At 45.5% G+C, this 20,305-nt stretch carries 12 protein-coding genes; 9 read left to right on the forward strand and 3 right to left on the reverse strand.

Annotated features, from left to right (window positions below; translation table 11 throughout):
* Window positions 1-695 precede the first annotated feature (695 nt).
* Window positions 696-1,853, reverse strand: a complete 1,158-nt coding sequence (locus ACFQZT_RS19775) for an RCC1 domain-containing protein (RefSeq protein WP_379302568.1) — start codon at window positions 1,851-1,853, stop codon at window positions 696-698.
* A 377-nt stretch (window positions 1,854-2,230) separates the two neighbouring features.
* Here ACFQZT_RS19775 and ACFQZT_RS19780 point away from each other — a divergent pair, with 377 nt between their 5' ends.
* Window positions 2,231-5,818, forward strand: a complete 3,588-nt coding sequence (locus tag ACFQZT_RS19780) for a cyclic nucleotide-binding domain-containing protein (RefSeq protein WP_379302569.1) — start codon at window positions 2,231-2,233, stop codon at window positions 5,816-5,818.
* Window positions 5,819-5,891: 73 nt separating this feature from the next.
* On the opposite strand, the gene ACFQZT_RS19785 is transcribed toward ACFQZT_RS19780, so the two are convergent.
* Both ACFQZT_RS19785 and ACFQZT_RS19790 read right to left on the reverse strand, forming a co-directional pair.
* The gene (locus ACFQZT_RS19785; RefSeq protein ID WP_379302570.1) at window positions 5,892-6,740 is read right to left on the reverse strand and encodes an AraC family transcriptional regulator; all 849 of its coding nucleotides are present in this window, start codon (window positions 6,738-6,740) and stop codon (window positions 5,892-5,894) included.
* Entirely contained in the window at window positions 6,733-8,247 is a 1,515-nt protein-coding gene (locus tag ACFQZT_RS19790) for a sulfatase family protein (RefSeq protein WP_379302571.1), read from the reverse strand. Before ACFQZT_RS19790 ends, ACFQZT_RS19785 begins: the two co-directional genes overlap by 8 nt.
* Window positions 8,248-8,385: 138 nt before the next feature.
* Here ACFQZT_RS19790 and ACFQZT_RS19795 point away from each other — a divergent pair, with 138 nt between their 5' ends.
* The 8 genes from ACFQZT_RS19795 (at window position 8,386) to ACFQZT_RS19830 (ending at window position 20,291) form a co-directional block, all read left to right on the forward strand.
* Window positions 8,386-9,246, forward strand: coding sequence for an AraC family transcriptional regulator (locus ACFQZT_RS19795; protein ID WP_379302572.1), 861 nt, complete (start codon window positions 8,386-8,388; stop codon window positions 9,244-9,246).
* A 123-nt stretch (window positions 9,247-9,369) separates the two neighbouring features.
* A complete protein-coding gene (locus ACFQZT_RS19800) occupies window positions 9,370-11,160 on the forward strand; it encodes a family 43 glycosylhydrolase (protein ID WP_379302573.1) in 1,791 nt (596 codons plus the stop codon).
* Window positions 11,161-11,243: 83 nt separating this feature from the next.
* On the forward strand, window positions 11,244-13,007 hold the full coding sequence (locus ACFQZT_RS19805) for a sensor histidine kinase (protein ID WP_379302574.1): 1,764 nt from the start codon (window positions 11,244-11,246) through the stop codon (window positions 13,005-13,007).
* A gap of 18 nt (window positions 13,008-13,025) precedes the next feature.
* Window positions 13,026-14,630 (forward strand): response regulator, encoded by a 1,605-nt coding sequence (locus ACFQZT_RS19810; protein ID WP_379302575.1) that lies wholly within the window; start codon window positions 13,026-13,028, stop codon window positions 14,628-14,630.
* A 118-nt stretch (window positions 14,631-14,748) separates the two neighbouring features.
* Window positions 14,749-16,353, forward strand: coding sequence for an extracellular solute-binding protein (locus ACFQZT_RS19815; RefSeq protein WP_379302576.1), 1,605 nt, complete (start codon window positions 14,749-14,751; stop codon window positions 16,351-16,353).
* A 27-nt stretch (window positions 16,354-16,380) separates the two neighbouring features.
* Window positions 16,381-17,337: an ABC transporter permease gene (locus ACFQZT_RS19820; RefSeq protein ID WP_379302577.1), complete on the forward strand. Its 957-nt coding sequence runs from the start codon at window positions 16,381-16,383 to the stop codon at window positions 17,335-17,337.
* Between the two features lie 14 nt (window positions 17,338-17,351).
* A complete protein-coding gene (locus tag ACFQZT_RS19825; protein ID WP_379302578.1) occupies window positions 17,352-18,245 on the forward strand; it encodes a carbohydrate ABC transporter permease in 894 nt (297 codons plus the stop codon).
* 24 nt (window positions 18,246-18,269) lie between these two features.
* Window positions 18,270-20,291, forward strand: a complete 2,022-nt coding sequence (locus tag ACFQZT_RS19830) for an alpha-L-arabinofuranosidase C-terminal domain-containing protein (RefSeq protein WP_379302579.1) — start codon at window positions 18,270-18,272, stop codon at window positions 20,289-20,291.
* Window positions 20,292-20,305: the final 14 nt, after the last annotated feature.

Genomic DNA, 20,305 nt, shown 5'->3' on the forward strand with positions numbered 1-20,305 from the left:
TTTTTGTCTAAGGCAATTTCTTAGCATTAACAGGAATGTTTAGAGACACGATTGCAACATCTCCCCATGTTCCTTACGATATTAAACATCTTTCCAGCTTCGTTCAGCGTATAAAGCTGCTTATTTTCTCGTCTGTAAGCATTCAAAACATCGTTAGAAACACGACTTGATTTCCCCTTCGTCACTGTAACGATGAAAAAGAGGCTGTCGATTAACTGTTCATACCTTCGGAAATCTGCGGGAGACCACAAAATGTATGCGAAAAATCATACAAAATGAGCGGCGCACACATCGAATCAGTCGATTCTATTCGAAATTTCATACACAAAACGCGATTTGGGCCCTGATTCTGTAAATAAATCCGAAAAATCATATACATTCTCTGCATGTTTCCGTTCACGTCAAAACTATCCCCAATAATCAACAGCCTCAAAAACACCTCTGCAGCCACGCACTTGCTGTTTGGTGTTGATATAAATAGGATAAAAATTTTTAGCCGCGCTTAGCGCGGTTTTTTTTATCAATATAAATTCTTGCTTTTTCGAAAGACAAATTTACTCAACTTTACAGCAGACTCTTAATCAATGTTCATTCACCGTCCGTGCAGAATTCTTCGCGATCTTAGTGGAAAAAATTCGCCTTATTCGAAAAAAACAACGAGCAGGCTGTTAAAGATACCTGCTCGTTACCTAAAACTACTTCATATTTACATTGAAATCTACTTGCATAGGATCCTTAAAAAAACTTTGGAAAGGACCGGAAGCACCCCACATCCATAGCGTTCCGTCCTTTTTCACTGCCGCTTCGGTTTCGACCACGCTCGTTTGACTGACTAAGACGGAAGCGACATCGGTTAATGACTTCAATTGGAAAATGTCTTTCCAAGTTCCTACGGCTTTCCCTCCGAGTATCCAATCTTCACTGAAATATCCCCAACCCCACACGGTTCCATCTTTTTTCACGAAGAGTGCTTGATCTCCCGACTTGGAGAAATCGGTAATATCAGAAAGTCCAGCTACTTGAAAAGGAACAACTGCATTTTCAGAACCGTCATTTTCCGGTTTTGCAAATTTATCACGTCCCCATACCCAAACCGTTCCGTCCTTTTTCAGCGCAATATCATTGCCAATCTTCACAATATCGTTCAAATTATTCATCTGAACTGGCTTCGTCGATCGGATGGTATCATACAAGGATGGATTATTACTGTGAATTCTTGACACCGGAATATAATGATCAATCCCCCATAAGGTACCATCTTCTTTTAAAAACAATGCGTTGTCATAAGAAACGGAAATGTCCTTTACATGATCCAGTCCCTCGATAAGTACTGGTTTGGTTTGCAGAGTAAATGTCGGATCATTCTTTATCCAGCGAGGAGCGTTTTCAAAGAGCCAAACTTTTCCTGCTTTATCTATCGCCAACCCTAGCATACCGATATCCTGGATTTTTACGATCTCTTTCAGCTCTGGAAGAGGATCGCCTAACTCTGCAGAAACATGTTCTTTCACATTTGATAGATCCACATCCGTCGATTCGATGGTCCAAACCGTTCCATCATCCCTTAATACAAGGTCCCCGCTCATACTGACTACATGATCCAGTCCCTTAGCCTTCATCATGAGGATGGGATGATAACCTTCTTTTACAGAAATGGCATGAAACGCCATGCACCAAACGTTCCCTTTGTCGTCGAGGGCTAAGGGAGAGTAGGACTCCGCCACTTGGACAATTTTCGGATCTGTCTTAGACGTCTCTGCCGCAAGTGCTGTCGGAAAAGTCAAACAAGAAAGCGACAGAATGGCGGAAGCAGCAATCACAGCAGCAGATTGTCTGATTTGTTTCTTTTTCAAAATTTGCATCTCCTTCCAAACCTCCATTAATTAAGGGAAATATGAATGAATATTCCATATATATCCATACGTTAGACGTGTTAAATTAAAAAAAGTTGCATTTTTTTCTTAAACGAATAACTTTAATTGCCAAATGTCCCAGAGGCCATTGGGCGTGTGCGGTTTTAGCCTTGATTGGAGTTTTGGAAGAAAATCTGGTACCGGGGACATTGCTCGTCAAAAAAGATCCTGTTACAACTATACTGTACCCGACCATAAAGGTCGGTTTTTTTTCATGTTTGACGAATGTATTTCTTGTCAGAAAAAGGTGAAAATTGTCGAGTGTGGAATTATTATTAATTAGGAATCAATACAGGGGAATAGGGGCGTTGACGCAGATGAAATTCTCTTCAGGCAAAGCGCTGGACGCAGCCATCGCACGCTTTTCGGAAGATAGAGAAGAGTACCGCAAAGTAATTCTGTTGTTAGTCTACTTATTGTTTGTCTCATCAGCTTCAACAGTAGGTCGCACAGCGGCTGATGCGCTTTTTCTGTCGCAGTTCGACTCGACCTTGCTATCCAAAATGTATTTGCCGCAGTCCGCGGCGCTTATCCTTTCTGGAATCATATTCCAGAAACTTGGTCACCGCATACGCATTGACCGCCTTATCTATTGGCTCATTCCATCGCTTACCTTGCTTGTTGTCGTCTCGAGAATCGGCGTGGGTTTGGGGCAGATATGGGTGCTTCCCATCATCTATGTGGCTTACGATGTGTTTAACTTCCTGATGATTGTTTGCTTTTGGCAATTTGCCACTTTCATTCTCGATCAGCGAAAGGCCAAGCGCACAATTGGCATTGTCGGCAGCGGCGGCATCATTGGCGGCATTATAAGCGGGTTCGGGCTTAAGCTGGTTGTCCCTTGGGTCGGGACGGCTAACCTGATTTTTTTCTATGCGGCGCTTCAGTTGCTAGCTTTGGCGGCGGTATTCGCGCTGGTTCGGCTGAGCGGAAATCCGGCGAACGTGTTTGCAACAACGAGCAAGATAACGCAGGCGTCCATGACTGCGAAAGTAAAGAAGCGGCAAAATAAGGAAAAGGAAGGCTTGTTCCATTCCGTGCCGCATCTGGGGTATGTAGCGATTATGTCGGCGTCGCTGATTTTGGCACTTACATTCGTTGATTACCAGTTTAAGGTGATTTTGAAAGGCGAGCTGCAGAAAGACGCATTGGCGGGATTCATGGGCAGTTTCTACGGGTTAGCGGGACTATTGGCTTTAGTGGTGCAGGTGTTTGTAGCAGGCAAGCTGCTTACCCGGTTTGGTGTCATGACCGCAATCCTCGTTTTTCCGGCAGTGCTTCTGACGGGAAGTTTTGGCGTACTCTTGTTTCCAATATTGGCGATGTCGGTCATCGTCAAAGGGAGCGATAAAGTTGTCGGCGATACGATTAATTCTTCGGTCAATCAGCTCATTATGTTCCCGATTTCTCCTCAATGGCGAAACCAAGCCAAGAGCTTTCTGGACGGCATTGTTCGAAATGGAGCCAAAGGACTGGCTGCAGTCGGCCTCATTATGTTGTCTCCCTTATTATCGGCGAGAGAATTCAGCTATGTCATTATCGGTCTGCTTGTTGTATGCATTGCGGCAGCGATCAAGGTGAAGGGCGCTTATTTGGAAACGCTCTTAGCTACCTTGCAAACTGGCAGTTCCAAGCCTGACGATGCCGAGCTTGATTTGATGGACCCTGCGAGTGTGCAGTTGCTGGCTGGTGCGCTAAAAAGTTCCGACAAACAGCAAGCGCTTTACGCATTCCGAGTTCTTTGCGACATGAACGGCTTTGATCTGGTGCCGTATATTCCCGGCCTCCTTCGGCATCCATCCCGTGAAGTCGTTATCGAGGTACTTCTGCATATCGAGCGTAAAAAGATGGGAGGCCTGGAGACGGAGCTGTTCGATCTGCTCGCCGATTCGGACAACCGGGTCAAATCGCAAGCTCTCCTGACACTGGCCGCCTATGCCAAGGAGGAATATTTAGAACGGATTTCGGACTATTTGGAAGAAACGGATATGGAAATCAAATCCGGCGCGATTGCAGGGCTTATCAAACATTATGGGATTGAAGGCATGTTCCGGGCTGTCGGCGCGTTAAAACAACTCTTAGAGAGTACCGACGAAGAAGAGAGAACTGCCGTTGCCGCACTTTTTGGAAGTATAGGCATCAAGGAATTTTATAAGCCGTTGATCCCGCTTCTGCAGGACCCATCTCCCCGGGTCCGCAGGCGGGCGCTTCGATCAGCAGGCGTTCTCCAGGTGCCTGAGTTGATCGGGTACATCGTGCCCATGCTTCAACACGGAGGGACTCGCAAGGAAGCGATCGAGGCGCTCGCGGCTTATGATGAGAAAAAACTGTTTGCTCTGCTAGATCCTTATTTCAGCCGAGAGCTTTCTCCTTTGCATTTGCCGAAAGTGTTCGAGAGAATCGCGACGTCGTCAGCTTTCGACAAGCTGCTTGCTTTATATCCTTCATCCGGTTTGGAGATGAGGAACAGGCTGCTAGAGGCGATGAATCGCATTTCCCGGAACATTAAGGCATCTAAAAAGCAGACTTCGTACATCGAAGGATTCATCGCGCAAGAAATGGACTTCTATTGGAAACTGACTGAACAACTGGCCGGGCTTTCGGCCGTACAACGCTACGGGGAAGTGGCGGAAGTCGGCGTACAATTTAGGTCTGCTGTCGTGTGGCGTATTTTTCAATTGCTAGCTCTTATACACGATTCCGCTACGATTCGGGCCGTGTACGCGAATTGGACGGAAGGTGACGCACGCCAACAAGCCAACGCGATGGAATTGATGGATCAGTTGACGCATGGACCGATCCGAATCGAACTGGCGAAAATCATGGAGGCGACCAATACGATCATGAACGCCGCCAGATCAGAGTCCCAACTGATAGATCAGTTGACTTGGCTGAACCGGCAAGACGATTTATGGTTGCGTCAAGTCATTCGGTATGCCGTAAACCCGGACGAATCCGATGAGCTGAAGGAGCATATGGATCGCATCCGGCTTTTACGGAACTTCTCCTTGTTCCAAGGGCTGACGAGCAGGGAACTCTCCGATTTGGCCATGAAGCTGACGCAGACAAGCGCCAAGAGCGGAGCGTATATCTTCAAAGGGAGCGATCCCGAAAACTCACTCTTTTTGATACGAAGCGGCTCGGTAGGGATTTACCGGGACGGGGTGAAATTAGGAGAGCGGAAGGAAGGGGAATCGTTCGGGCAATCCGGGGTACTCGTCCGCAGGGAGCGTATGGCAGATGCGAAGGCAGAGGAGGATAGCCAGTTCTGGAGACTGGATTCGGATGACTTCTACGAGGTCATGTTCGACAGTTCGTCCATTGCAATTGAGATGATGAAACTGCTGTCCCGAAGGCTAAGAACGGTGTTGTCTCAACAAAAAGCGGCAGAGGCATCCGTAGGAGGTAGCGCGCAAGAGAATGTTCTAGACGAGGCAGAGATGGCAGCCAAGGAGGTCGCTGCGTCTTCCATGATTGTCGGGATCAACCGACCGGATTCGCTTCTTCGCCGCGTGTTGATATTGCAAAAAATCGATCTCTTTTCGCACCTGTCGGAAGCGGATATCGTCCAGCTGGCGCAAATGGTGGAAGAAGTGGAGTTCGATGCAGGGGAAGTTGTATGCCGGGTAGGTGATTACGGAGATGCGTTGTATGGCATCATTGAGGGAACAGTCCGTGTCCATCGGGATGATGTTACGCTCGCCTTCCTCGGTGAAGGAGACTGTTTTGGGGAGATGGCCATTATCGATAGCGGTCCGCGATCGGCCGACTGCACGGCGACTGCCCCGACCGTTTTGCTTCAGCTTCATAAAGATCAGGTATTTTCTCTTTGCTTTCAGAATATAGAGGTGCTCCGCAGCATGATGCAGGTAATGGGAGACCGGCTGAAAGGCATGAAAGGTTAAACGATTTGACGCTTCGGTGAATTATGGATTTATTCCGTAGCGCTGAACTTTTTTCCGAGAAATTAGGGCACCCTTATTGCGGGGTGCCCTGTTTTACTAATATCTTTCGAAAATCGCTTGGTCTCATACCGGTTTTGTGATGGAACAGGTTCGAAAAATAATGCGGATCGACATATCCAAGTTTATAACCAATATCGCTAATGGTTAGCTGTGTGTTCAGCAGCATCAATTTAGCGGATTCTATCTTTTTGGAGATGACATAGTTATAGATGGTGGTTCCGACCTCTCTTTTAAATAAGCGATTCATTTGTTTATTTGAAATGCCAATTTGAGAGGAGAGTCCGCTCGAGTCTAAGGGTTGCAGGATGCTGTTATCCAAAATTTGCTTTATAGCTTGTACGGTTGTTGTTAAAGCACTTCCTCTTTTACGCAAAGTTTCAGAGAGGCTGACGATCATTCGCATAAGGGTGATCTGCAGCTCAGTTTGCATTTCCTCTACTGATTTTTGCTTAGCACCTTCAATAGCCTCTTTAAACAAATGTTCCAACCCGCTATCCTGCGTCACAACATGGGGAAGCAGTTGATAAGCTTCAAGCATCTTAAGAATCCAGTTTCCGCTAATGTTAAGCCATATATAGCTCCATTGCTCCTGCCCGTCAAGGGCTGAGAAAACTTCATGGTAGCAGCCAGCTGGGAGGATGAACATGTCTCCTTGACGAGCCATATACGATTGGGAACCGACCTTAACACAGCCTTGCCCTGAGAGTACAAAACCGAAAACGGTAATTTTTGCAAGCTTTCGAATATTGCAGTAACCCGCTTCACAGTTATTAATACCCAAGAACTGCACGCTCAGAGGAGGAGGCTCTCCTATCGGAGGCAGGTGGTATATGGGTCCATACTTGCCGGGTAAGTTAGGCATGCCAGACTCGAGGCATTGGCATCGACTCCTTGCCTAGCTCTGCCCATACATATTTCAGCAACAGCTCTGATTTTAAGGTTTGATATTCGGGATTATCCCATAAGTTACGGATTTCACCCGGATCCTCTTGTAAATCAAAGATTTCACCATATTTTTGGTTATAGTACACGGTAATTTTATATCTTTGATCGACATAAGTTTTTTGATGAATCGTCGTTGGGGTATGTCGAAACTCGCAAATGGCATGATCCCTAGCTTGGCTGATCTTACCGTACCATACTTGTGACTGATCCACACCTGTCATATGGTGGGGAATCGAAATGTCGCATAGAGATAAAAAGGTAGGGGCCAAATCTACCAATGACTGAATGGCCGGCGAGGTGACCCCAGCAGGAACTTTACCAGGATACCGTACGATAAATGGAATTTTGATCAGGTCTTCGTAATGAAAACCTCCTTTGGCCTGAAGGCCATGTTGACCAAAAAAGTGCCCATGGTCTGTCGTAAATACAACGATGGTTTGGTCTGCAAGCCCCAGCTCATCAAGCTTGTCTAGAATATTTCCGATATATTTGTCCATAAGGCTGATCATGCCGTAATAAGTGGCTACCAGTTGTTTGCGGTCATGCTCAGAATATAACGTTGTATGGGAATGATATCCGTGAACCGCATATTCTCCTTCATTCCAGGGTTCAAAATCCGGATTCTCCAATTGCGTTAAGTGAAAATGAGGCGGATTTTGATCATGCTCGCCGGGAGTAACAACAGGAATGGTCAGCTGAGTCGGGTCATACATCGTATCCCACGGCTCAGGAACCAAATAATCGGGGTGAGGATCAAAGAAACTGGACCAAAGGAAGAAACTTTGATCATCTTCTTTATATTGCTCCAGAAGAGCGTTGGTCCTTTCTGCAATCCAGGTATTATAGTGATATTTTTCAGGAATCGGCCATTTGTGGAGAATGGAACGATCCATCGTACCCGTTGGCGGCAGGAAATAATCACGCCAGTTCAAACAGCCCTTCTCTTCCATCCATAGTGCGTAATGTTGGCCGACATGTGCCTCATTCGTATGATTGCGGGCCAACTCGACATGATCGAAGCCATAGAAAGGTCCGTTATGATCCTTCCAATAATCAAGATCCTGTAAGAGCGGATAAGCCTCGAGAGATGGATATTGCTCAGTAGAAGCTAGCGGTTGAAAATGAGCCTTTCCTACGAGAGCGGAGTTGTAACCGGCTCCACGAAAATCTTCTCCGACCGTATGAACATTCTCTAAAAGCTTCGTGCCGAGTGTCCATGCTCCATGCTGACTAGGGTGCATACCGGTAATAATGGAAGCTCTAGTCGGTGTACAAGTGGGGTTCGGGCAATACGCTCGTGAAAATGTTGTACCTGCTTTCACCAGACGATCCAGATTCGGGGTCGAAATTTCTGAATTAAAAGCCCCCAGCGTATTCCAATGCTGCTGATCACTTGTAATTAACAAAATATTAGGTTTTTTCATTCGAAAGCTCCTCCAAGATTCTCATTTCTATCTTTAGAGTAAGGGATGAGAGACGGGTTGGAAATATCATGATTTAGGATTCATTTAACATTATGTTAGGTTGTGTTATCTTAAGTTTAAAAGGGGAGGGAGATCACCATGCAGGAATTTGCCCACGAATACGCACAACAGCTTTATTTGAACCCGAGTGAGTTTATTAAAATGAGCGGTTTATGGTGCCTTCGCCTTGGACATAACATTGCTAAACCTAACTATCAGGTTGGGCCTAAAAGTATCGAATGCTTCAGCCTTCATTTCGTGGTTGAAGGTCAATTGCTGTTGCAATACGAAGACCGGGAAGCTATTCTCCAGCGTGGCGATATTTGCTGCTTCTTCCCGGCTGAACCCTATTCTTACCGCATTTACGATCCGGAAAAGACCTTAAAGCTGATCTGGATTGCTATTCAAGGACCTCAGACCGCACCTTTGCTACGATCGCTAGGTCTAACTAAAGCCACTCCCATTCTTCGTGCAAAAGGTACCAAGGAAGTCTGGAATTCATTATATGCATTACTTCGCTATATTTCGGATCAACCGGATGGAGTAAAGGATATCGGCTTCTCATTAGAACTTCAGGAAAAGCTATATGCCATTTTTGCCGTGCTTTTGAAAGAGGGAAGGGCTCTTAGCGAAACCAAAAGCAAAGTGAATGACATACCTTGGTTGCAACGTTCACTTGATTTTATGCAATTGCACTATATGGAAGGCATCAGCATCAAGGAGATTGCTGAATCTGCGGGGGTACACAGATCTTACTTCTCGGATATATTCAAGAAAATGATCGGCGTATCTCCTAACCGCTATTTGTACAGGCTCAAAATGGAAAAGGCAGCTGCGTTGATCTCATTAGGCGATCGGAATATTACTGAGGTCGCTTATACGGTAGGCTATCCGAGTTTATACTCATTCTCACGAGCATATCGCAATTATTATGGCCATTCTCCAGCCTGCAAGCCATGACGAAAGGAGCGGGCAGTATGATGTCCCTTTTCCTCACCTGATGAACCGTTTTCTCCATTAAGAGTTTGTTAAAAGAACGATATAATGAACTCAAACATACAACTGCTTAAGGGGGACGCATCAATGAAAAGTGACGATTTTATTACTCAACCTCCGCACCCTGAAACAGAGTGGTCCGCATGTAGGGGTTACTCTGAATCTCCCGTACTCATAGAACGAATTTTGGATGTTTCATTAAAAGATGCCAGTATTTGTACAGGACCGGATCGTATGTACTATTTGACCGGAACGACTGATTGCTTAAACTTGCAAGTATGGACATCCGCTGACTTAAAGTCATGGACGGTGCCAGTCACAGTTTGGTGCTTGGAGCAAGAGGGATCATGGCAAAAGGGGAGCCAGGGCGCCAATGGAATTTGTGCTCCAGAAATCCACTATGTAAAAGGAACGTTCTGGATCACCTATGGGTTGAGTCAAGGAGGCACCGGTTTGCTCAAAAGCTTGTCCGACTCCGTCAGAGGTCCTTACCAGAATTTGGGTATGATGACGGATGATGGGCAGGATGCTTCATTATTTGAAGATGAAGACGGAATTGTATATTGGATTTATAGTAATGGAAAGATTGCCCGCATGAATGAGGACATGACCGGTCTTGAGGAAGTTCCTCGGATGGTAGAAGTGCAGCCTTGGAAGGTCGCGGGGCGTGAGGATCATCCATCATACATTCGAAAACTGCAGATTGGAACACACGGGGCTTTTTTATACAAGCGGGATGGGTACTACTATATGTTTTGTGCAGATGCGTTTGAGCGGATGGGCAGCGATGCTGTTGACACCTTTGTAGCGGTGAGCCCATCGATCTATGGACCATACAGCCGACGGTATCTGGCAATTCCCCATGGCGGGCAAATCTCTTTATTTACCGGAATTGACAATCAGCTGTATGCATCTTTTACGGGCTGCGGCAGCTATTCGCCGGTTGAGCATTATCCTTCCTTGGTCCCCATGTCCATCGCACGTCCGGGATTCATTCGACCGATTGAGGGTGCAGTCCTTGAGAAGGGGGCTGTTGGAAGTCTCAAACCCATTGCTGATTTCATGATTCGGGATCCTCATATTAGCAAAGGACCGGATGTGGTGTATTATTTGACGGGGACCACAGATAAGCCGCATCGAAATTTTTGGGACCGGAATAACCAGCTTCACTTATGGAGCTCCATAGATCTGAAGGAATGGAACTATGTAGCGAAAGTATGGGATTTATCCGAGAACGGTACATGGGAGAACAACATTTATGAGAATCCTTGTCTCTGGGCCCCGGAGATGATTTATTTGTACGGAACATTCTGGATCACATATTCGCTTCAAGGCGGAGGCACCGGGTTGATTAAAAGTGTATCCGGACATGCAGAGGGACCTTATATCGATATGGGACGAATGACGAATACGGATATCGACTCCAGCCTGTTCCAGGATGACGATGGTCAAGTTTATTTTGTGTGGCAGGACGGGAAAATTGCCAGGATGAAAACGAATATGACGGGCTTTGCAGAAGACCCCCGCAAGCTATTGTGCTCAGATGGACAGCGCGTTGGATATGAGGGTGCTTTTATCGTGAAATATAAAGGTAAGTATATTCTTGGTGCTGCGGAATGGAATGGCGATAAACGAGTGGACGGTACTTATGATATGATGTATGCCGTTGCAGATCATTTATACGGTCCGTATACACCAAGACGGTTGGCAGTTCCCCACGGAGGCCACGGGACGATGTTTATCGATCATGAAGGAAGACTCATGTCGACATTTTTCGGAAATGATCGAACCGCTCCATTTCGGACCCGTCCGGGAATTGTCCTGCTGCAAGCCGAAGAAGATGGACAGGGGATGTGCATAGAACCTTGTAGCGTGTAATTTTAAAACATGAATTAAGCTCCTCATCGGGCCGGATTCATGTTTTTTCACATCCTGATGATAGGGAAAGGAGCTGACGGTTCATGAAGTTTTTCTCCATAAGAAAGCTGATTTCACCCACGGTAAGCATCCAGGGGAAAATCTTCGTCGCATTTAGTCTGGTTACGCTGCTTGGTATCGTAGCTGTGACAAGTATTGTTTATTTGTATATGAGAGAAACGGTCAAGAATAATGCGATTATTTCCGTTACGGAAAGCATCCGACAAGCGGACGAATCATTGAATATTCGTCTGGAGGAAGTTAGTCGATTAAATACGGTCGTCGCTACCAATAAAACGGTGCTTGAAACATTGCTTAGCAAGACAGAGGAGCCAAGCTACGAGTGGTTCCAGGAACAAAAGCGGATCGAGGAGTTTTTATCGGCTTTGATTGCTTACAAGCCATATATTTCTCGAGTCGCCGTCATAGGGCTGAACGAAAAGGTGTTTTTCGTCGGCACCCCATGGCTCGATAAAAACGTATTATTCACACCGATGATGGATTATTTGCTTCAAAATGGTACAGGGTATGCGTATTTTCATCAAACCGGCGTCAGTGACTCCATTGTGACCGGGCGCGAGCTCCGATATAACCGTAATTTAATCGGTATGGTGATGTTCGATCTGAATGACGAGTTCATTAAGAAAATCTATGATGTCAAACCAACACCTGACAGTATGTTGTATGTGGTTGATAGGAACAACGAATTTATTTATCAACCCCAAACAAGCGTTTTTAACAAGGAAACGATCATGGGGCTCAAACAGGAGCTGGCAGGGACTGACGGTTCAGTTGAAAGGGTCTTCGACCATAAGTCTTACCTGGTCATCACACGGAAATCCGATTATACAGGATGGTCAACGGTGGCACTCGTTCCGATGAAATCGTTGTTGACCGAAACGACACGAATCCGGAATGTATTAGCCACAGTAGCCATTATTGTGTTTGTATTTATCGTCATCGGTACCTTACAGGTTTCCTCGAGAATTACAAGAAATATTCGAAGGCTGAGATCCATGATGATGCATGTCATGGAAGGCAACTTGACCCTCCCGACTGTCGAAATTCATTCCGAGGATGAAATAGGTCAGCTCTATTACGTATTCAAAAGTATGGTGGCCGAATTAAAACGTTTACTTGAAGGCATCGTAACGACCGAGAAGGAGAAACGTGAAGCAGAGCTTGCTGTTTTGCAGGCACAAATCCGCCCTCATTTTCTGTATAACACGCTGAATACGGTCAAATATTTGGCCAAATTGAACGGGGTGCCGAATATTGTTGAAGTATCGGAGTCTTTGATTGAGCTCATGCGAGGTGTTTTGGGGAATACGAATGAATTTCTTTCCCTGCAAGATGAGCTGCAGTATGTCCGCAGTTATGTGAATATTGAAAAATACAAATATGTGGAACCCATACATTTGAATATAGAAGTTGAAAATGAAGAGCTATTACAGTTCAGCGTTTTAAAGTTAATGCTACAGCCTCTTGTAGAAAATGCTATCATACATGGACTTTCCTCTTCGGAGCATGAGGGCCAGGTGGCGATTCGCGTTTATGAGGAAAATGCAGAACTGAGAATCGAAGTTAGGGATAACGGCAAAGGAATGTCCAAGGAACAGATGGATGCACTGTTTGAAGTGAATAAAGTTTCAACAAGCACACGCTTTAGCGGCATGGGAGTTCGCAACGTGCATGAACGTATCATTCGACTGTTCGGGGAGCCTTACGGCTTGAGTCTTTATAGTGCGCCAGACACCTATACCACTGTGCAGATCAGATTTCCATTGCTGCCTGGTAAGGATCAATAAGGTCAGGAGGGATGAGGAATGTTTCAGGTATTATTGGTTGATGATGAGGCTTTGGCACGTAACGATGTGAAGAGTATGTTGGATTGGGAAAAACACGGTTTCACCCTATGCGGTGAGGCTCATAACGGAACTATGGCACTTTCCATGATGGAGCAGCATACGCCGCATATTGCAATTTTGGATGTAAGCATGCCGGTAATGAATGGGGTAGAACTGAGCCGTAAGATCAAAGACCGATTTCCAAAGGTAAAAATGATCATGCTGAGCAGCTTTGACGATTACGACTACGTTCGGACTTGCCTGATGAACGGGGCTATGGATTATTTGCTCAAGCATCGCTTGAACGCCGCTGGTCTATTGATGCTGCTTGTTAAAGCGGTCCAGGAATTGCAGAGCGAAGAACGGGAGCATGAAGCTCGAAGTGCTCAAACCAAAATATTTGAACGTCTAAGTCCGGTTATTCTTCGCGAGCATGTAGCTAATTTGGGCAGAGACGTGCCCCAAGCCAGTGAAGCGCTGCATTCCTATGCACGAGACAATGGTCTTTATACCCATTCTATCAATTATGGAACCGCAGCTGTACAAATCGTACCTTTTCTGTTGTTGACGGAGTCTTTTACCGATGTGCAGAAAAACCGGTTTGTGCTGCAGGCGACGGAAGTCATGCAAATGGCGATTGGCGACATTCAGAAGCGGACGGTAGGTTATGCGGGGGAAGGGCGCTTTATTGTCCTGTTTTCTTCGGAGGATCGAAGCGAACACACGGTTACAACCCAAATCAATCAAGCCATGAGCAGTCTTTCCCATTCCCTCGAAAAGTTCCTTAACTTAAAATGCGTCTATGCCATGGGGCCGCTATGTGGAAGTTTGAAGCAGCTTGGCGTCAGTTATAGCAAAGCCAATCAGGAAATTAACGATATTTTCTGTCAAGGCCTGAACACGCCCATCTTGAGAGATTCTTTGTTTATTGAAGCAAAGAAGCAATTGTTGTTTTTTCTGGAGCAGTTTGATGGGGAAAGAATTAACCATGCTATTTCAACCATTTTCGCTGTTGTACGGAGTCAGCCTGTCTACGCCATGACTGTACAAATCATTGTAAGCGAAATGCTTCATATGGTTGAAATGTTATTGAATCGGCATTTTCCTCATGCATCCAAAGAAAATAACAAACTCATTCCCTCGCGGAGTGAACTTGGGCGAATGGGAAGCGTTGCCGAGTTGGAGCACAGTTTGTTAGATTACTACGCTCGTATTGTTGAGACAATCAAGCAACAGCATTCCGGAGGACCTTATTCGCGTCATATTTTGAAAGCCGTACAATTTATAACGGACAACTATGCTTCCAACATTTCATTGGACATCACGGCTAGTGCCCTTAATCTTAATCCTTCCTATTTAAGCAGATTGTTCAAAGAGGAAACGCAAATGACGTTCACAGAGTATTTGAACCGAGTTCGCATTAAAACAAGCTGCCTGCTTATGGAATCCGGCCCCTATTCATTGAAACAGATCAGCAGTCAGGTAGGTTTTTTGAATTACACTTATTATTTTAAAGTCTTTAAAATCATTACGGGTATGACGCCTCAGGCGTACATGGATAACTTGAAACAGTCAAAAAAGTAGAATGGAAAGTCAAATATGTTGAACCATCTGGAAGAATGAATTGACTATACTAAGATCAACCCTTGGAAAACGCTTTCTTTTTTGAGGGAAACAATGACTCGATCGGAGGAACGAAAGAATGAAAAGAAATTGGGGGACGGTACTGCTTTCCACTTTGGTATTATCCAGCATGGCACTTACCGCCTGCAGCTCGGATACCCCGAGTAAAGAGAAAGAGGGCAAATCCCAAGCAGATGCTGCAAAAAGCGTGTCTGCAGATGGATTTCCTATAGTCAAAGAACCAATTAAGTTGAAAATGTTCACAAGAATTGCGCCATCCAACGGACCTTTTAAGGATATGCCGGTGTTTCAAGATTATGAAAAAATGAGCAATGTTCAGGTAGAATTCATCGAAGCGCCTACGGATGGTTTTGCTGAGAAAAAGAATCTGTTATTTGCATCGAATGAGCTTCCTGATGTTTTGTACCGCTCCAACCTTACTCCATTAGAAACCATTCGTTATGGTTCAGGCGGTCAATTAATCCCGCTCGAGAAGTTGATTGATACTTACGCTCCAAACCTTAAAAAGCTAATGGAAACCTATCCCGAGATTCGCTCTGCTATTACAACACCCGAAGGTCATATTTATGCCATCCCTGGCATTGTGACCGTCAACGCTGCAAGAACCGACAAAAAATGGATGAATCAAGCATGGCTGAAGAAGCTGAACCTGAAGGAACCTGAAACTACAGACGATCTCTACGAGGTACTGAAAGCTTTCCGGGATAAAGATCCTAATGGCAACGGCAAACAGGATGAAATCCCAATGACCGCTCGCGCAAGTGCTGGTCCTGGCCTAGGTTTACCTGTCCTGGACATGATGAGTGGAGCATTCGGCCTGGATAAGCAGCTCGGCTATTATATTAATCTTGAAAATGACAACGTGCAAATTTGGATGGGTAATGACCGGAACAAAGAGATGTTAATGTATATGAATAAGTTGTATTCGGAAAAACTGCTGGATCAGGAGCTATTTACTCAGAAGGAGGCTCAATATCTGGCCAAGCAAGGGACAGGAAATACCGGCTTCTTTTTTGATCAGACGAACAATCCCATGCTGGACGGTAAAGTTGCAGATCAATATATAGGTATAGCCCCGCTCAAGGGACCGCATGGCGATAGAATGCAGAGTGCAGCAGCTCCGGTACCCAGAGATTTTGGAGCATTTGCCATCACCTCTGTTAATAAGTATCCGGAAGCAACGATACGTTGGATCGATTATTTCTATGGCGATGAAGGATCCACCTTGCTGCGATTCGGTCGTAAGGGCGAGAATTATGAATTGCGGGATGGGATTCCCTATTATACAGATGCCTTCTTGGCGACAAAAAATCAATCCAAAATCACTCCGTATGCCGGAGGCGGGGCACCGCATCTGATCAGCGAGAAGGTAGCTTCTTACATTAATCCGCCGCAGGTTCAGGAAGCTCAAAAGAAGCTGGATCCATTCATGCCGAAGGTTCGCTACGCGTCACCTATGTTCGATGAACAAACGGCTCAAAAAATCAATGTGCTGCGGAACGATATTGATAAGTATTACGAGGAGCAGAGCACCAAGTTTATTGCAGGCGCCCTTAGCTTCGATAAGTGGGGAGAGTTCCAGGCTACTTTGAAGAAATTGAAAATTGACGAACTGCAAAAGCTGTACCAGGATGCTTATGATAACATGAGAAAGCAAAAATAAACCCGCATGATGGCTGGAGGGCTACAGATGAAGAGTACGGCAAATCCTGTAGGCGTTGCGCCTCGACCCAAATTGAGGCGCTCCAGCCTCTTAAAATCGATCGGCAGTCGATACGATCTCTACTTGATGCTGCTCGTTCCTATCGTATGGTATCTTGTGTTCAATTACGGGCCCATGTATGGATTGCAGATCGCGTTTAAAAACTTTAGTCCAGCCAAGGGGATTCTTGGCAGCAAATGGGTGGGCTTAGAACATTTCGAACGCTTTGTAGGATCTTACTATTTCTGGAGGCTGCTGTGGAACACCATTTCGATTAACTTGTTCTCCTTATTGTTTGCTTTTCCTGTTCCGGTATTTCTGGCTTTACTTGTTAATGAAATCCGCAACAAAGCGTTCAGCAAGCTTGTGCAAAACATTACGTATATCCCGCATTTTATTTCAGTCGTCGTCATGGTAGGCATGTTGATGCTGTTTTTATCTCCGCGAGGAGGTCCTGTGAATACGATCATTGAAGCATTTGGCGGAGCACCGGTTCGATTTTTGGATTCAGCCGCTTGGTTTAAAACCATCTTTATCGGCTCCAATATATGGCAAAATATGGGATGGCAATCGATCATCTATATTGCGGCACTTAGCGGAGTTAACCCGCAGCTGTATGAAGCGGCCAAAATGGATGGAGCAAGCCGGTTGCGGCGAATTTGGCATGTCTCCGTCCCAGGCATTCTCCCTGTCATCGTCATCTTGCTTATTCTCGATATCGGACATTTCATGAATATCGGGTTTGAGAAAATATTGTTGATGCAAAATGATTTGAATTCGGAATCCAGCGACGTTATATCTACCTTCGTCTACTCAACAGGTATTCTAAAAGGAGAATACAGCTATACAGCTGCAATAGGTTTGTTTAACTCCATTGTTAACTTGGCGCTGCTCGTGCTCGTAAATCGTTTTGCCCGTAAAAAAGCCGAGACAAGCTTATGGTGAGGAGGGGCGATGCGATGAGGGAACAAACATTCAAGAGAAAGAAATCGGATGAAAAAATATTCGATGCCGTCGTGGGTACATTGGCTGCCCTTATAGTTGTAGTCGTGCTGTACCCATTAATATTTATCATAAGCGCATCTTTCAGTGATCCTGCTATGGTGCTGAATGGCGAAGTGACTTTGCTGCCTAAGCATATTACTTTTGAGGCTTACAAGAACGTATTTCAAAACGATCAAATATGGCATAGTTATGGCAATACCCTCGTGTATACGGTCGTAGGAACGTCGATCAATCTTCTCATGACGACACTGGCAGCCTACCCGCTTTCAAGACCAGACCTTCCCGGGCGGGGGGGCATCATGTTTTTTGTTACGCTTACGATGTTTTTCAGCGGAGGAATCATTCCTACTTATCTCATCGTTAAAAGCTTAGGAATGGTCGATACGATGTGGGCGGTAATCATCCCGGGAGCAATTGCCACCTATAATTTGATTGTCATGAGAACTTATTTTCAAACAAGCATCCCCTGGGAGATCCAGGAGGCGGCTCATATCGATGGCTGCTCGAACTGGAAGCTGCTCACACATGTGATCTTGCCGCTTTCCAAGCCGATATTGGCGGTAATGATCCTATTCTACGCTGTCGGTCACTGGAATTCATACTTCAATGCCTTAATCTATATTCGCAGCAAGGATTTGTACCCGCTGCAGCTCGTGATGCGCGAAATGCTGTTAATCAGTCAGGCTGATTCTTTTGATAGTAGCGCGGGGCTGGTAGATAAAGTGCTGTTGGCCGAGAGTATCAAATATGTGGTCATCATTATATCCAGCTTACCGGTACTGGTGATGTATCCTTTTGTACAGAGGCATTTTGTTAAAGGCGTTATGATTGGTTCATTAAAAGGATAATGGGTGGAAGGAAGAGTTGCGTTCATGGTGCAATCTAGAGCTAAGATCCAGGTGAATACGAATCAAATCGGCAAAGACAGCATTAACCCTTATTTGTTCGGACATTTTGTGGAAGATATCAGAGATCATATGGATGCTATGCTGGCATATCCGCTTTCGAATATGGATTTTGAAAGTATGGACGGGATGTTTAGAGGGCTTTCCGGAAGCTGGCGTCCTTATACGAACGGGAAAAGCACCATCTATGCCCTCGAACCTGCTGCTGCACATCATTCCGGTCACAGCCAGCTGGTTCGAATCTATAGCGATGACGAGGCTTATGCGGGCATTAGCCAAGCGATTGCAGTAAAACAAGATCTGCATGGCTATGATTTGGCGCTGTATGCAAGAGCTTCTATCGAAATCAAGTTTGTTATAGCAGAGATTGTGGATAAGGCGACTGAAGAAGTGATTGGACGGGCGCGAATAGATTTGGTTAGCCATAACTGGAAGCATTATGAATCACGTCTCACGGTTGAACGGTATTGTGAGCATGCGGAGTTTAGGATCTATGTACCCTCTGATCATGAGCGCTGGCTGGATCATGTATCTACGGGGATGCTTTGGCTTGATCATATTTCGTTGCTCCCTTCCGACCGTGTAGGCAATGTGCGTAAAGAAGTCATGGATATGACCAGAGACTTAAACGCCGGTATGATGCGGCTTGCAGGGAATTATATTAGTGCCTATCATTGGCAGCAGGCAATTGGTCCAGTGTATGAGCGTCCCAATGTTATCAATGAAGCATGGGGCGGGTGGACGAATAAGTATTTTGGCACGGATGAGTTTATTCAATTTTGCCGTGAACTGAACGTGGAGCCTCTGATTTGTGTAAACGATGGATCAGGCACACCGGAAGAAGCGGCCGATTGGGTTGAGTATTGTAATGGCGGTGTGGATACACCGATGGGCAAACTCAGAGCAGCAAATGGCCACATTGAACCATATGGAGTGAAGTATTGGGAGATTGGTAACGAAGTTTGGGGCTCATGGCAAGTTGGACATTGCACTGCAGAACAATTCGCAGAACGCTATGTGCGTTTTGCCCAATCCATGAAGGCTGTAGATCCCGAAATTAGGCTGCTCGCTTGCGGGGATGACAAAATGGATTGGAACAAGACCTTACTAGAACGAGCAGCCGAGCACATCGATTATTTAACCTTACATTTGTATCACGGATGCGCACGTTTTGGAATGAATACACTTACGCCAAAAGAAGAGCGTTATAAGGCAATGGTCTCTTATCCGGAATGGACGAGGGAAACGATACGGCAATTAAGGGACATTTTCAGTTCTAACGAGCTCTATGCCCACCTGAAACTGGCTATAACGGAATACAACACGATGTACTATCCGAATACCATCCGCAAGGGGCTTCCTAATGAACACACGCTAGAAGCAGCAGTTGCGAATGCGGCAAATTTGAATGAATTTATTCGAAATAGCGACATGATCAAGATAGGCAGCTTCTCCGACCTTGTCAACGGCTGGCTTGGGGGGTGCATCCGAGTAGGGGATTTCTATGCGGATCAATTTCGCGGTAAGTCCTCAGGCAGAAGCGGGAATTCTTTAACTGTTTATGGCACTCCAACTTATTATGTCATGAAAATGTATGCAAACAGAGACTTGGGCTATGTTGTTCAGAGTCAAACCGAATGCGGCAGCTTTAAGGTTAGCAAGATTAATAGCGCTATGACTGCGCCAAATCTTGATGAACTGCCGAATTTGGACGTCGTGGTTTGCATGAATGCTCGTGAAGATAAGCTAACGATCTTTATGGTGAACCGGAGTCTTGAAGATACCTTAACCGAAGTGCAGCTGGACGGATTTGCAGAGTCGGGCACTGCCCGATTGTTGGAATTAACAGCTGAAAATTATGAATGCATAAATACTGCCGAGTACCCAGATTCCGTGGTCTGCGAAGCCCACAAATTGTCATTCGCGAAATCTCAAGTGACCTGTTTGTTGAGACCGTCATCCGTCTACGTGTTGGAAATCATTCGCTAACGGTAGCGAATCCG

The organism is Paenibacillus sp. GCM10027628, assembly GCF_042676385.1.
In the GTDB taxonomy this organism is placed as follows: domain Bacteria; phylum Bacillota; class Bacilli; order Paenibacillales; family NBRC-103111; genus Paenibacillus_E.